The organism is Egbenema bharatensis FJBBOT/2019, assembly GCF_048077055.1.
Classification (GTDB): Bacteria; Cyanobacteriota; Cyanobacteriia; order Elainellales; family Elainellaceae; genus Egbenema; species Egbenema bharatensis.
The window spans coordinates 2,401,821-2,414,676 of the sequence record NZ_CP182236.1 but is presented as its reverse complement, the minus strand read 5'-3'; the positions used below and the strand labels follow the sequence as shown (position 1 = coordinate 2,414,676).

Genomic DNA, 12,856 nt, shown 5'->3' with positions numbered 1-12,856 from the left:
ACAGGCTTGTAGGCTTGTTCAGACGTATCCTGGAGTACTGTGGTTAAGACTCGATCGTATCGTCACCGCTCGCACCGCTATCATCGTAGAACCCCTTATGTTCCCTATAGACCTGCGAGACGGCGTTCCAGCATTCTGTTGCCGTACTTGCTGATGCTGGTGCTCCTGTGTTTATCGCTGAATTGGCAACCCGGACTGGCCCATTCCGTTCAAGCTCAGACCGCCCAACCGCCGTTGTTTCGGATTGTCGCCGCTTTGGGTCGGGCTTTCCGTACAGCTCCCTTGCTATCCGCCGCAGTCCCAAACCAGCAAGGTTCCCAGGTGGTTCTAAATGGTCAATCCTATCCTGTTGCCTGGAGCCGCCTCCAAACGGGGCAGATTGGCGTGGTGGATGCTGGGCTGATCTGGAAGATGGGGATTGATTTGCTCAGCACAGAAAATGCTGCAAGTCAGCCGATCGCCTGGTTTTCTGATGCTCCATCTCAGCCGATCGCCCTTTCCGCCTGGCAAACCGGAAATTATCGCTACCTGGATATCACGGAACTGGCTCAACGCTTCGAGTGGCAAGTCTCCGTCAATGGCAATACTTTAACGATCGCAACCCCTACCGCCAGAGTCAATGGAATTCGCCAAGAGCAGCTTGACTGGGGCGATCGGCTGGTGGTGGAGCTGGATCAGACGGCTCCCTGGCAGGTGAGCGAACAGGCAGGAGAACTGATGGTTACGCTGGATGCTCAGATCAGCCCTGAGTTATCCCAGGCTTTCAGAACGCGCACGACCCGCCAGCTTCAGTCCCTCATTCTGGCTCCGAAGGGCAACCAGACCGTTCTCCGCCTCAAGGTGTCTCAAGATATCCGACCGCGCGTCTGGTCAGTTGCCAACCCTCATCGCCTGCTGATCGATCTGCGTCCGGACTCGTTGGTGGAGCGCAATATTTTATGGGCCCCAGGAGTCCGCTGGCGGCAGCAGTGGGTGAGTTTGGGGAGTGCCCGCTTCCCCGTGGTGCTGCTGGAGGTTGATCCACGGCAGTCGGGGGTTCGCTTAAAGCCAATGGTCAGCAATGCGGAAACGGTGGTGGGTACGGCTCCCCTGGCAACCACTGCGCAACAGTACCATGCCATTGCTGCGATCAATGGTGGCTTTTTTAACCGCAACAATCAGCTTCCCCTGGGTGCGATTCGCTACAATTCCCGCTGGTTTTCTGGCCCCATTTTGAATCGGGGCGCGATCGGCTGGAATGATCAGGGCGAAGTCGCCATTGATCGACTGACACTTCAGGAAACTCTGGTGACGAATCGTGGGGCAAACCTGCCGGTCGTCCATCTCAATAGTGGCTATGTCGGTAAGGGAATTTATCGCCACACGCAGGAGTGGGGAAGAACCTATACGCCGATTTTGAACCATGAGCAAATTGTTACGGTTCGCAACGATCAAGTCGTGCTCCATCAACGAACCCAGGGGGCGGGGCATGGTGCTTATCCCATCCCAGCAGACGGTTATTTACTGGTGATCCGGGATGATCCTGCTGCGGTGAATGCCCTGCCGACGGGCAGCTCCATCCGGCTGGAAACGGCTGCTACTCCGTCTGAATTCAATCAGTTTCCCCATGTTTTAGGGGCAGGCCCCTTGCTGCTTCACAATCAACAAATCGTCCTGGATGCACTGGGAGAACAGTTTGGTGAAGCCTTTAACCAGCAATTTGCCTCTCGCAGCGTGATCGCCACCACATCTCAGGGAACTCTGATGCTGATGACGGTTCATCATCGTGCGGGTGGACGAGGGCCAACGCTCACTGAAACCGCTCAACTGGCCAAGCAATTGGGAGCCGTTCATGCCCTGAATCTGGATGGGGGGAGTTCCACCGCCCTTTATCTGGGTGGACAATTACTCGATCGGATTCCCAGCACCGCAGCCCAGGTACATAACGGAATTGGGGTGATGATTCAATAGGGATGATTTACAAATCACGCCTACTATTAATCTGCCTTGAACCCATCGGTTCCCATGTGAAGAATCCGTGTAGAAATGCCGGTTTCCCCCACAGGAGACTACCGTTCACCCGAAGAATTCTGTTATCTTGGCGAACGACTCTCAATGATGTCTAATTCTGAAACAGCCTGATTCCTGAGCTAATTTTGCCATAGCTAATTTTGCGATCGGGGTGAAGCGTACTACGACATCTTTGTTGTTTGGATATTGGGCTTTTCTGTGTTCCTGTTACAGCGTTGCGTACCTGATCCACTCGCTGGTCGAACCAGCCATCGCAGGCAACACGGCGTTGGTCAGAGTGTTGTTTTCGTGCGTTGTCTTTAAGTACTTGTCTCAAGGAGAGAAATTGTGGCTCAACCAAAAGAAGTAACTCAACCTACAGCTGTGTCCGTTCCCAGTCCGGCTGCCGCCAAGGGAGTTGCTGCGACCGAACTCCGCCCCTGGGGATCGTTCACGATTCTGGAAGAAGGACAGGGTTACAAAATTAAGCGGATTGAGGTCAAACCAGGACACCGTTTGAGCTTACAGATGCACCACCATCGGAGTGAACACTGGATTGTGGTTTCTGGAACGGCAAAGGTGGAATGCGGCGATGAGGAAAAGCTGCTGTTCTGCAACCAATCCACCTACGTTCCAGCCTGCACCAGGCACCGTTTAGAAAATCCTGGCGTGATTCCCTTGGTGTTGATCGAAGTCCAAAACGGTGAGTATCTGGGCGAAGACGACATTATCCGCTACCAAGATGACTACGCCCGGACGGACAAGTAAGTCGTCTTTCTCTAAAACCCATTCTCTGTACTGGCTTATCCCTGTAGCCTGCCGATCGCCTCCCTCTAATGCGATCGGCGGGCTTTATTTTTTCCCTGATCAATTGCAGTTGGAATTTTCCCTCTTACAATGAGACTCAATGTCAATCTGGGGGGATTATCCCTATGGTGCAGCCTGAGATCGCAGCAGATTTCGTTTCCTCGATTCAGGAATTTTTGAATTTTGAACGGATACAGATTTCGTTAAGGCTGCCTGGTTTAGCCGATCAAGTCACAATTCAGCGAGAACCTTCTGGCGTAGTCCATATTGAGGCCCAACGGAATCAGACCTGTTCTTTGCCACTGGGTTCATGCATGCGGTCGATCGCCTCTGGCAAATGGATTTTCAGCAGCCAACGTTTGTTAAAGCGGGGGCGTATCTTATAAAACAAGTCGATCGCCAAACAATCTAACTCCCTGGAAAGAGCACAAGCCTGAACGAGTTTGATAAGGTATATGAAATTAAATTGCCCTAACTGCTCCGATTCTAGTTGCACCCTTGTGGGATTGTCCTGAACTGATCCAACTGAAAGTTTTAGCAAGTAGTTGAATAAATATCGAATATTAAGTGGATCTAGCTGAATGTCGGCTGAATGTCAGTCAACCTAATTTCAGTTAAGACTGCTTTCACTGAAAACATTGTTCGCTAACTCCTGACTAATTTTCGGACAGGTTCTTACAGAGGAATGTTGAAAAAATAGCATTTATGTTGGAGATCACGACTGGATTTCTAGAGGTCGCTGCTGCGGTTACAGCTAAAGTCACTGAATTGTTATATGCTCCAGTTTTTGTTGTCGATCAACGGGGAGTTGTGCTTACCAGCAGTGATCCTGCTTTTGCTGGGCGTTTACTGCATTGGGAGTACGGGGAAAAGAGACTGGAAAAGTTTTTGAGAGTGCCGCTCTGCCATGCGGCTGAAACAGCAGAAATTTTAGTCGGCGAATCCTACAACTGCGAAGTCATTCCCTCGCGGCTGGCTCACGCCCTGGTTGAATTAGTCGTCAACCAGACCGTGACTCAAATTCAGTTTCCCAGTCAGCATAAGATCAAAAACCGTTTGCTCTATGATTTGTTGCATGGACGAATTACCGATGAATCGATCGCCCTGGAACAGGCAGCTCAACTGAGTATGGATTTGTCCCAACCCAGAGCCGTGATTTTAATTGATGCAGCCGATTATGTTTTAGAGAAAGAGAATAATATGGCTGGAATTCCTTTTCCTGAAGGAAAGCCAGACAATCAAATTAAATTAAATCAGCAAAAGGCGGCGATCGAACAGCGACGAACGAAGGTGGTGATTGGTAGTATTGTTAGTTTCTTTCAACTGCCTTCGGATACAATTTGTGTCGATTTAGGTCAGGGGAATATTGGAGTTCTTAAGGCAAGTAACAGTAGGAACTTAGATCCCTGGGCAACCTGTGAAGAGTCTCAAGGGGTGAGTGCCTCCTGGGCCAATCTGACAGCACTTAAACGGGCAGCCAATGCGTTGCTGGTAAGATTACAAAACGATACTAACGCTTCAATTAACATTGGTATTGGTCGCTACCATCCAGGGTTAAAGGGGTTAGCTCGCTCCTATGAAGATGCTCATATTGCCCTTTCTCTGGGAACTCGGCTTCAGGGTGTAAACCGGATTCACTGCCTGGGAGATATGGGAATTGCGGCATTTGTGGGGATTGCCGATGAGGCAACCAAAATTGACCTGGCAAAATATCTGTTAAGTCCCCTCAACCATGAGACAGAGCTTTTGATGACTTTGAATACTTTCTTCTCAGAAGATTGTTGCCCTTCATCAACGGCAAAACGCCTATCAATTCATCGCAATACGTTAAGCTATCGTCTGGATAAAATCGCCTCTCTCACGGGACTGGAACCCCGCAAGTTTGATGATGCAGTTCAAATGCGCCTTTCGCTATTGTTGCGATCGCTGCAAGCTTGATCGAGTGACTGAATTAAAAATAACTTTCTGGATAGATCGGTGAAGGAATTGAATCTATCCTACTTTTTCGTCTGAAATTAAATCATTGAGAGCCATTTTGTAGAGGATGATACAAAGTGGCTTTTTGATGAAATTTCATTCAAAGTGTTCAAGTTTTACTGTTAATTTCATCCTTTTTGCACAGGCTTTTGTGGCTGGTATTACTAATTTGTGCATTTGCCCAATTAGAAACTTTTTACTGCTGGTTTATTCATGCAAATGCATAGTGAATTTGCAATTTTTAACTGTTTAAAATACCAACATGAACGCCACTGCTCAAGCTTCATGTTTTTGATTCATCTAGTGAGTTAGGAATGCGCACGCACCTTGATGTCAACCATCAGCTAACCTCTTTGCCCCATCGAATTCTCCTAGTTCGATCGCTGCCCGGATTGGGTGATTTCCTTTGCTTGGTTCCGGCATTACGGGCTTTGCGACTGGCGTTACCTGAAGCGGACATCAGGCTGATTGGCTTACAGCAAACGGCTGGTTTGGTTCAGCGATTTCAGCACTATTTGAACGGTTGGCTGAGTTTTCCAGGATGTCCCGGCATTCCAGAAGTCCCTTTCTGCGCCCAACGAACGATCGCTTTTCTCACAGAAATTCAGTCCTCTGAAGTCGATCTGGCTCTGCAACTGCATGGTAATGGGACTCACATCAACAGTTTTACAATGTTGTTGGGAGCAAAACACACCGCAGGCTTTTTCCCGCCCTGTCATGCTTGTCCTGATCCAAAGAGCTTTTTCCCTTACCCGGATCAGGAACCGGAGGTGTGGCGACCTCTACGGCTGCTGGAATTTTTAGGTGTACCGTTGCAGGGCGATCGGTTGGAGTTTCCCCTGTCACCCTCGGACTGGCAAGCCTTTCAAAAGGTAGCCTCTGCCTTTGGCTTGCAGGAAGGAAACTATGTTTGCATTCATCCAGGGGCAAGTGTAGTAGGGCGACGATGGGCAGTTCAGCGATTTGCGACGGTAGCAGATCAGTTGGCGAAACAGGGATTACAGATTGTTTTGACTGGGACGCTTTCAGAGCAAGAATTGACCCAGGCAGTGGCTCAGGCAATGCAATTTCCCGCCATTGACCTGGCTGGGAAAACCGGTTTAGGAGCGATCGCAGTCTTACTCAAACGAGCACGATTGTTGATCTGTAATGATACTGGCGTTTCCCATTTAGCTGATGCCTTACAAGTTCCCAGCGTGGTCATCTTTACTCAATCCGATCCCTTGCGTTGGGGGCCCCTCGATCGCCAGCTTCATCGGGTTGTGGGGAGCAGTCTTGGAGACAACGAAAATCCGCTGACACCTTCTCCAGCAATGGTTCTGGCTGAAGCAACAGACTTATTACAACAGGAGATTGCTTATGCGTCCTGAAGTGTGGCAAACCGTTCATCGACTGTTTCTCTACTGCGATCCAGAGTCTGGTCAGTCCATCGCTCCGGTGGTCAGGTTGGTGCGTTGTGCCCTGCCCCACGCTGAAATTACCCTATGGTTGGCCGGGGATGCACCAGCGGAGGTTTGGCGCGTGCCCAACATTTTGATTGCTTCAATGGCTGCCCTTGCCTATCCCAACCTGATTGAAAATCTACAACGAGGGGAATTTGATGCTGCGATTCTGTTCACAGCTCCTGGCCGATCGCCCTATGCCATGGCCTATCTCTGCTTTTTAGCAGGAATTTCCGTTCGGGTCGGGCAGTCTCAGGAGTTTGGCGGAGGAGTGCTGACCCACTGCGTTAAGCCGCCGATCGAACCTGTTTCTGCGGCTGAGTATCAACGTTATCTGCTTCAGGCTCTAGGATTTGCTGTGCCGTCTCTATCCGAAGAGCGGACTGAACCCCCTCAGCGATCGGGGGAAGTTCTGTTGTTCGATCGATCGACCTTAGCGATTTAAACCTTAAGGACTTAAACCTTAGCCATTCAGTAATTTATGCCATTGCGAATTTTGACCTGGCACGTGCATGGAAGTTATCTATATTATTTGACCCAGTCCCCCCATCAGTTCTATTTACCCGTCAAACCGGGTAAACCAGAAGGGTACGGCGGCCGGTTAAAGGGATTTCCCTGGGGAGAAAATGTGCATGAAATCCCAGCGGATGAGGTGTGCAAGCAATCCTTCGACTGTGTGTTGTTTCAGTCTCGCCGCAATTATTTGCAGGATCAGTACGAAATTTTGTCGGAATCCCAGCGACAGTTACCGCGTCTTTACCTGGAGCATGATCCACCCCGGGAGCATCCAACGGACACAAGGCATATTGTAGATGATCCAGACGTTTTACTCGTTCATGTGACGCATTTCAATCGGTTGATGTGGGACAGTGGCGCATCACCAACCTGTGTGATTGAGCATGGGGTGATTGTTCCTGATTCCGTTCGCTATACAGGGACTCTGGCACGGGGTATTGTGATCGCCAATGGGATTCGATCGCGGGGTAGACGATTGGGTTCAGACATCTTTCAACAGGTACAGCGCCAGGTTCCCTTAGATCTGGTGGGTATGGGTGCAGAATCCCTGGGTGGGCTGGGTGAAGTCCCCCATGCCGATTTACCTGCTTTTCAATCTCGCTATCGCTTCTTTTTTCATCCGGTGCGCTACACCAGTTTAGGATTGGCGGTGTGTGAGGCAATGATGGTGGGCTTACCGATTGTAGGATTGGCAACCACCGAACTAACAACCGTGATTGAGAACGGTATATCTGGCTACATTGACACGAATTTAGATAGCTTAGTGGAACGAATGCAGGAGCTGTTACAGGATTCTCAGCAGGCTCAACGTCTGGGGCAAAACGCCAGAGAACAGGCTCGATCGCGGTTTGGTATTCAGCGATTTGTAGATGACTGGAATCAAGCATTCGATCAGGCAATGAGTCGCCAATTAATTACTGCTCCATGATGATTACCCTGAAACATTTAATCCCTTTATTCTTCACCCAGTATTCTCAATCATGTCTAAACGAATTGCCCTAATTAGCGAACACGCCACTCCTCTGGGCATCTTTGGCGGTGTTGATAGTGGCGGACAAAATGTCTATGTCGGTCAGTTAGCCAAGCATCTGGCGGCGATCGGCTATCAGGTGGATGTCTTTACACGTCGGGATAGTGAACATTTACCAGAGGTTGTCAACTGGCAACAGGGGGTACGGGTGATCCATGTGCCAGCCGGTTCCTGTCAGTGCTTACCCAAGGAACAACTGCTGCCCTACATGGGAGAATTCACAGCGTTCATTTTAGATTGGTGTCGAGATCAATCCTATGACCTGATCCATGCCAACTTCTGGATGTCGGCGTTAGTTGCGGCAGATATTAAGCGGGCGATCGGCATTCCGTTTGTCGTGACTTTTCATGCGTTGGGTAGAGTCCGTCGGCTGCATCAGGGAGAGGCGGATCAGTTTCCAGATGAACGGTTTGCCATTGAAGATCGGATTGTGCGGGAGGCGGATCATATCATTGCAGAATGCCCCCAAGACCGGGAAGATTTACTGCGGCTGTACGGGGCAAACCCCGATCGAATCAGTATCATTCCCTGCGGCTTTGATGCCACGGAATTTTGGGCAATCAACAAAATCCATGCCCGATTGACGCTGGGGCTCTCCCCCGATGAGTACCTGGTGCTGCAACTGGGACGCATGGTGCCCCGCAAGGGAGTAGACAACGTGATTCGTGGCTTTTCCCACTTGTTGGAACGCCAGACCATTCCTGCTCGCTTGCTCATTGTTGGAGGCGAATCGGAATCCTCTGATCCCAGGCTAACCCCTGAGATTGGACGGTTGAGTGCGATCGCTCAGGAGTTGGGAGTGGCTTCACGGGTGACGTTTGTGGGACGGAAAGGGCGGGAGGTGTTGAAGTATTACTACAGTGCAGCGGATGTGTTTGTCACAACCCCCTGGTACGAACCATTTGGCATTACTCCGATCGAGGCGATGGCCTGTGGTACACCCGTCATTGGTTCAGAGGTGGGTGGGATTCAATTTACGGTGAAGGATAGCGAAACGGGTTATTTAATTCCGCCCAATGCCCCAGAAGGATTAGCCGATCGCTTGCTGCATTTGTATGAGCAGCCTCAGTTGAGAAGCTTGTTTGGCCGCCAGGCGATGCGGCGGTGTCAGGATCATTTCACCTGGCAGAAAGTCACCAGTGCGGTGGCAGCTCTGTACGAGGATATCCTGTTGGGCAGCGCAGCAATTCCAGGCGGTGAAGCGAATCAATTAGCCATTCTCGATCGCGGCTTTGAGGAGATGATTACAACGGTTCAGCGTTCCCATCGGCTACTTCGTCCCACGATTCAGGCCGCCGCCCAGACCATGAGTACCTGCTTCTCACGGGGAGGCAAGCTACTGATCTGTGGCAATGGGGGCAGTGCAGCCGATGCTCAACACTTTGCCGCCGAGCTGGTGGGACGATTTTGCTGTCCCCATCGCGCCGGTTTACCGGCCCTGGCCCTGACGGCCGATTCCGCCTTTCTCACCGCCTGGGCCAATGATGTTGGCTATGACGATGTGTTTGCCCGTCAGGTTGCCACCTTTGCTCAACCCCAGGATGTGTTGCTGGGCATTAGCACGAGTGGTCAGTCTCAAAACTTGATCCATGCTTTTGCGGCGGCCAAACGGTTGAACCTGAAGACGATCGCCCTGCTGGGTAAGGATGGGGGGGAGTTACGAGCTGAGGCAGATATTGCGATCGTGGTTCCGGCTCTGGAAACCCAGCGGATTCAGGAAGTGCAGTTGTTGGTGATTCATCTACTGTGTGAGTTAGTGGAAGAAAACCTGTTCACGCACCCTTCCGATCGCAGTGAGTTTCCTGTTCCCGATGTATCGCTGAACGAGACGACTTCCCTGGAGAATGTATCCCTTTCCCCAGATGCCGTATCCACTGCGGTATCTAGGCCGGTGTCTAATGCGGTAACTCGTTCATCACGTTCATCGTTCAACTGGGCAAACAAAATGCCCACTCCCCAATAACTCAGGAGTAGGGTGGGCACTGCCCACCACCAGGCTACGGATAAGTTGTCAAAGCTCCTACATGCTCAGTTTATTCCTCAATTCATTGTAGTTTTATGTCCATTGGAGTTAACACCATGCAAATGTTGTCTGGGAAAGTAGCCCTTGTCACGGGGGGTGGTCGCGGTTTAGGTGCTGCGATTTGCGAAACCCTGGCGGAAGCCGGAGTGGTGGCGATCGTGGCAGATATTCAGGCAGAGCTAGCCGAGCAGGTAGCCAGGGATTTATGCGATCGCGGTCTGGAAGCGGTTGCCCTGCCTCTGGATATTACCAACGATGCCCAGGTGGAAACTACGATTCAAAAGATTGTGGATCAGCATGGAAAAATCGATTTCCTGATCAACAATGCCGGAGCCGATGTCACCCTATCCGTCGAGGAATTGTCGATCGCCGATTGGGATAAGGTGATGAGTGTCAACTTACGCGCTCCCTTTGTCCTATCAAAATTGATTTTGCCCCTGATGAAACAGCAGGGCAGTGGACATATTGTCAACATTTCCTCGACTGCATCCAAACGCACCTGGGCGAATGCCTCTGTTTACCATTCCAGTAAGTGGGGATTGATGGGATTAAGCCATAGCCTCCACGTTGAAGGTAGACCCCACGGAGTCAAAGTAACCGCCGTTGTGGCTGGCGGAATGCGAACCCCGTTCCTCCTCGATCGGTTTCCAGATATCGATCCCAATGTCCTCCAGGATCCGAAAAACGTTGCTGACACCGTTCGTTATGTACTGATGCAACCAGCTGAAACAGTAATTCCTGAAGTAATGGTGATTCCAATCCGAGAAACATCATGGCCATAGGAATGCAAATTGAATCATCTGAACTTCTTGTAGGGTGGGCATCTTGCCCGCCCAGTCACCAAAGCAGAATAATTGACCGGTTATCTAATCCACTGAACTTCTTGTGGGGTGGGCATCTTGCCCGCCCAGTCACCAAATAGAGACAATTCACGAATAACCGCCCGTCATGGGGTAGAGGCAATCCACACATCCCCCGCACCGGTGAATATGAAGGAGTAAAGAGTGTACAGCAAGGCCGTATTTCTTGATAAGGACGGAACACTGATCGAGAACGTTCCCTACAACGTTGATCCAGATCAGATTCAACTTTGTGAAGGGGCGATCGCCGGATTAAAGCTGCTCCAGGCTGAGGATTACCGACTGATTGTGATTACGAATCAATCGGGAGTTGCTCGTGGATATTTCCCTGAAACGGCCCTGACTGCGGTGGAGCATCGATTGCAGGAGTTGTTAACCCCTCACCGGATTCAGCTAGATGGCTTTTACTACTGCCCCCACCACCCTGACGGTACGGTTGCGTCCTACGCGATCGATTGTTCATGTCGCAAACCCCAACCCGGTCTGCTGGCTCGAGCGGCCCAGGAGCAGACGATCGATCTGGGGCAGTCCTGGCTGATTGGGGATATCCTCAACGACGTTGAAGCCGGACGAACGGCTGGTTGCCGCACGATTCTGATCGACAACGGCAATGAAACGGAATGGGAATTAACGCCTGCCCGCCTGCCCCACCACCGTGTTAAAAACCTGCACGAAGCTGCCCAGATTATTCTCAATTCTCCTGCCCGACTTCCGGTTCCCCAATCCCTACTTCCCTAACCTCCTATGACTTCCGATCTCCTACACCGAATTGATTCCTGGACATCCCTCACTGTATTAGTGATTGGCGATGCCATCTTAGATAGCTACCTCAATGGCAGCACCGATCGCCTCTGTCGAGAAGCCCCGGCTCCAGTGGTGGCAGTTCACCAACAGTTGGATGTGCCAGGAGGGGCTGCGAATACGGCTACGAATTTAGCCAGTCTGGGCAGCCGAGTCGTCTTCCTGTCCGTACTGGGAGCCGATCGGGAGGGTGAGCGGTTACGGCAAGCGCTGGAGCAACGGGGTGTATCGTCGGCGGGGATGATCAGCAGTGAGCAACGTCAGACCTTAGCCAAGCAGCGGGTTCTGGCAGGGTCGCAAATCTTGGTGCGGTTGGATCAGGGCAGCACGGAGGAGATTTCGCCGGAGTTGGAACAGCAATTGATCGATCGGTTGATGACCCAATTTCCCCAGGCGGATGCAGTGGTGATTTCAGATTACAACTACGGTATTCTTACCCCTCGGCTGCTCCATAAGCTGAAATCCTTGCAGTCCGAGTTTCCCCGTACCCTCGTCATCGATTCTCGCCAGTTATCGATCTATCATCCGGTGGGGGCAACGGCCGTGAAACCCAACTATGATGAAGCAATTCATCTGCTGGGACTGCCGAAACAACCCCGCGATCGCGCCGAACAAATCACCCCCTATGGCGATCGATTGTTGCAGTTAACGGGGGCATCCATTGTGGCCGTGACCTTAGATGTGGAAGGGGCGATCGTGTTTGAGCCGGGCCAACCGCCGATTCGCACCCATGCCCGTCCCGCGCCGCAGAACCAAACCTCTGGAGCGGGGGATACCTTCATCAGTGCTTTAACCCTGGCTCTGGCTTCGGGAGCCTCTACGACGACAGCCTCTTCCCTGGCCAGTACCGCAACGGCGATCGTGGTGCAACAACCTGGAACGACCGCCTGCCGAGCAGAGGAACTGCGCCAGTCCATTATTGATGCCCGGAGTCCTAGTAAGCTGATTCTGGATCAATCCGATCTGGCAACCTACGTTCAGCAGTATCGCGCCGCCGATCGCAGAATTGTGTTTACGAATGGGTGTTTTGATATTCTCCATCCCGGTCATGTCGCGTATTTAACCCAGGCAAAACTTTTGGGAGATGTGTTGATCATTGGAGTCAATTCAGATGAAAGTGTGCGGCAACTCAAGGGGAATGGCGCCGGTCAATCCTTTAAGCGATCGGCTCACGGTCTTATCTGCCTTAAGCTGTGTTGATCATGTGGTTCCCTTTGGCGATCGAACGCCCCATCATTTGATTCGGATTGTGTGTCCGGATACTTACGTGAAGGGGGGAGATTACACGCGAGAAACATTGCCCGAAGCCAGTCTGGTTGAAGAATTAGGCGGAAGGGTGCAAATCCTGCCCTACGTCGATAATCGTTCTACGACCCGATTAATTCACCAAATCCGTACCCTCCACTGTTAA

At 51.2% G+C, this 12,856-nt stretch carries 11 protein-coding genes and 1 pseudogene; all 12 read left to right on the top strand.

Annotated features, from left to right (window positions below):
- Nucleotides 1–39 precede the first annotated feature (39 nt).
- The 12 genes and pseudogenes from ACM1PF_RS11240 (at nt 40) to ACM1PF_RS11185 (ending at nt 12,856) form a co-directional block, all read left to right on the top strand.
- Complete coding sequence (locus tag ACM1PF_RS11240) at nt 40–1,950, top strand: phosphodiester glycosidase family protein (protein WP_416674558.1); 1,911 nt, start codon at nt 40–42, stop codon at nt 1,948–1,950.
- Nucleotides 1,951–2,337: 387 nt separating this feature from the next.
- Nucleotides 2,338–2,757 carry a phosphomannose isomerase type II C-terminal cupin domain gene (locus ACM1PF_RS11235; protein ID WP_416674556.1) on the top strand — a complete coding sequence of 140 codons (420 nt, stop codon included), beginning with the start codon at nt 2,338–2,340 and terminating at the stop codon, nt 2,755–2,757.
- A gap of 325 nt (nt 2,758–3,082) precedes the next feature.
- Nucleotides 3,083–3,208, top strand: a pseudogene (locus tag ACM1PF_RS11230) (penicillin acylase family protein); the annotation flags it as partial.
- Between the two features lie 293 nt (nt 3,209–3,501).
- Nucleotides 3,502–4,734, top strand: a complete 1,233-nt coding sequence (locus ACM1PF_RS11225; protein WP_416674554.1) for a PucR family transcriptional regulator — start codon at nt 3,502–3,504, stop codon at nt 4,732–4,734.
- A gap of 353 nt (nt 4,735–5,087) precedes the next feature.
- A complete protein-coding gene (locus ACM1PF_RS11220) occupies nt 5,088–6,143 on the top strand; it encodes a glycosyltransferase family 9 protein (RefSeq protein WP_416674553.1) in 1,056 nt (351 codons plus the stop codon).
- Entirely contained in the window at nt 6,133–6,660 is a 528-nt protein-coding gene (locus ACM1PF_RS11215) for a glycosyltransferase family 9 protein (RefSeq protein WP_416674551.1), read from the top strand. Before ACM1PF_RS11220 ends, ACM1PF_RS11215 begins: the two co-directional genes overlap by 11 nt.
- 36 nt (nt 6,661–6,696) lie before the next feature.
- Complete coding sequence (locus ACM1PF_RS11210) at nt 6,697–7,659, top strand: glycosyltransferase (protein ID WP_416674550.1); 963 nt, start codon at nt 6,697–6,699, stop codon at nt 7,657–7,659.
- Between the two features lie 52 nt (nt 7,660–7,711).
- Nucleotides 7,712–9,724, top strand: a complete 2,013-nt coding sequence (locus tag ACM1PF_RS11205) for a glycosyltransferase (protein WP_416674549.1) — start codon at nt 7,712–7,714, stop codon at nt 9,722–9,724.
- 116 nt (nt 9,725–9,840) lie between these two features.
- On the top strand, nt 9,841–10,566 hold the full coding sequence (locus tag ACM1PF_RS11200) for an SDR family oxidoreductase (protein WP_416674548.1): 726 nt from the start codon (nt 9,841–9,843) through the stop codon (nt 10,564–10,566).
- A 222-nt stretch (nt 10,567–10,788) separates the two neighbouring features.
- Nucleotides 10,789–11,382 carry a D-glycero-alpha-D-manno-heptose-1,7-bisphosphate 7-phosphatase gene (locus ACM1PF_RS11195; protein ID WP_416674547.1) on the top strand — a complete coding sequence of 198 codons (594 nt, stop codon included), beginning with the start codon at nt 10,789–10,791 and terminating at the stop codon, nt 11,380–11,382.
- Nucleotides 11,383–11,388: 6 nt separating this feature from the next.
- Complete coding sequence (locus ACM1PF_RS11190) at nt 11,389–12,645, top strand: PfkB family carbohydrate kinase (RefSeq protein ID WP_416674546.1); 1,257 nt, start codon at nt 11,389–11,391, stop codon at nt 12,643–12,645.
- Nucleotides 12,584–12,856, top strand: coding sequence for a hypothetical protein (locus tag ACM1PF_RS11185; RefSeq protein WP_416674544.1), 273 nt, complete (start codon nt 12,584–12,586; stop codon nt 12,854–12,856). The genes ACM1PF_RS11190 and ACM1PF_RS11185 overlap by 62 nt, the downstream gene beginning before the upstream one ends.

Excerpts from the sequence above, each read along its gene's own strand:
- ACM1PF_RS11190 (WP_416674546.1), top strand. The coding sequence starts at position 11,389 with ATGACTTCCGATCTCCTACACCGAATTGATTCCTGGACATCCCTCACT.
- ACM1PF_RS11200 (WP_416674548.1), top strand. The coding sequence starts at position 9,841 with ATGCAAATGTTGTCTGGGAAAGTAGCCCTTGTCACGGGGGGTGGTCGC.
- ACM1PF_RS11215 (WP_416674551.1), top strand. The coding sequence starts at position 6,133 with ATGCGTCCTGAAGTGTGGCAAACCGTTCATCGACTGTTTCTCTACTGC.
- ACM1PF_RS11185 (WP_416674544.1), top strand. The coding sequence starts at position 12,584 with ATGGCGCCGGTCAATCCTTTAAGCGATCGGCTCACGGTCTTATCTGCC.
- ACM1PF_RS11225 (WP_416674554.1), top strand. The coding sequence starts at position 3,502 with ATGTTGGAGATCACGACTGGATTTCTAGAGGTCGCTGCTGCGGTTACA.
- ACM1PF_RS11210 (WP_416674550.1), top strand. The coding sequence starts at position 6,697 with ATGCCATTGCGAATTTTGACCTGGCACGTGCATGGAAGTTATCTATAT.
- ACM1PF_RS11205 (WP_416674549.1), top strand. The coding sequence starts at position 7,712 with ATGTCTAAACGAATTGCCCTAATTAGCGAACACGCCACTCCTCTGGGC.
- ACM1PF_RS11220 (WP_416674553.1), top strand. The coding sequence starts at position 5,088 with ATGCGCACGCACCTTGATGTCAACCATCAGCTAACCTCTTTGCCCCAT.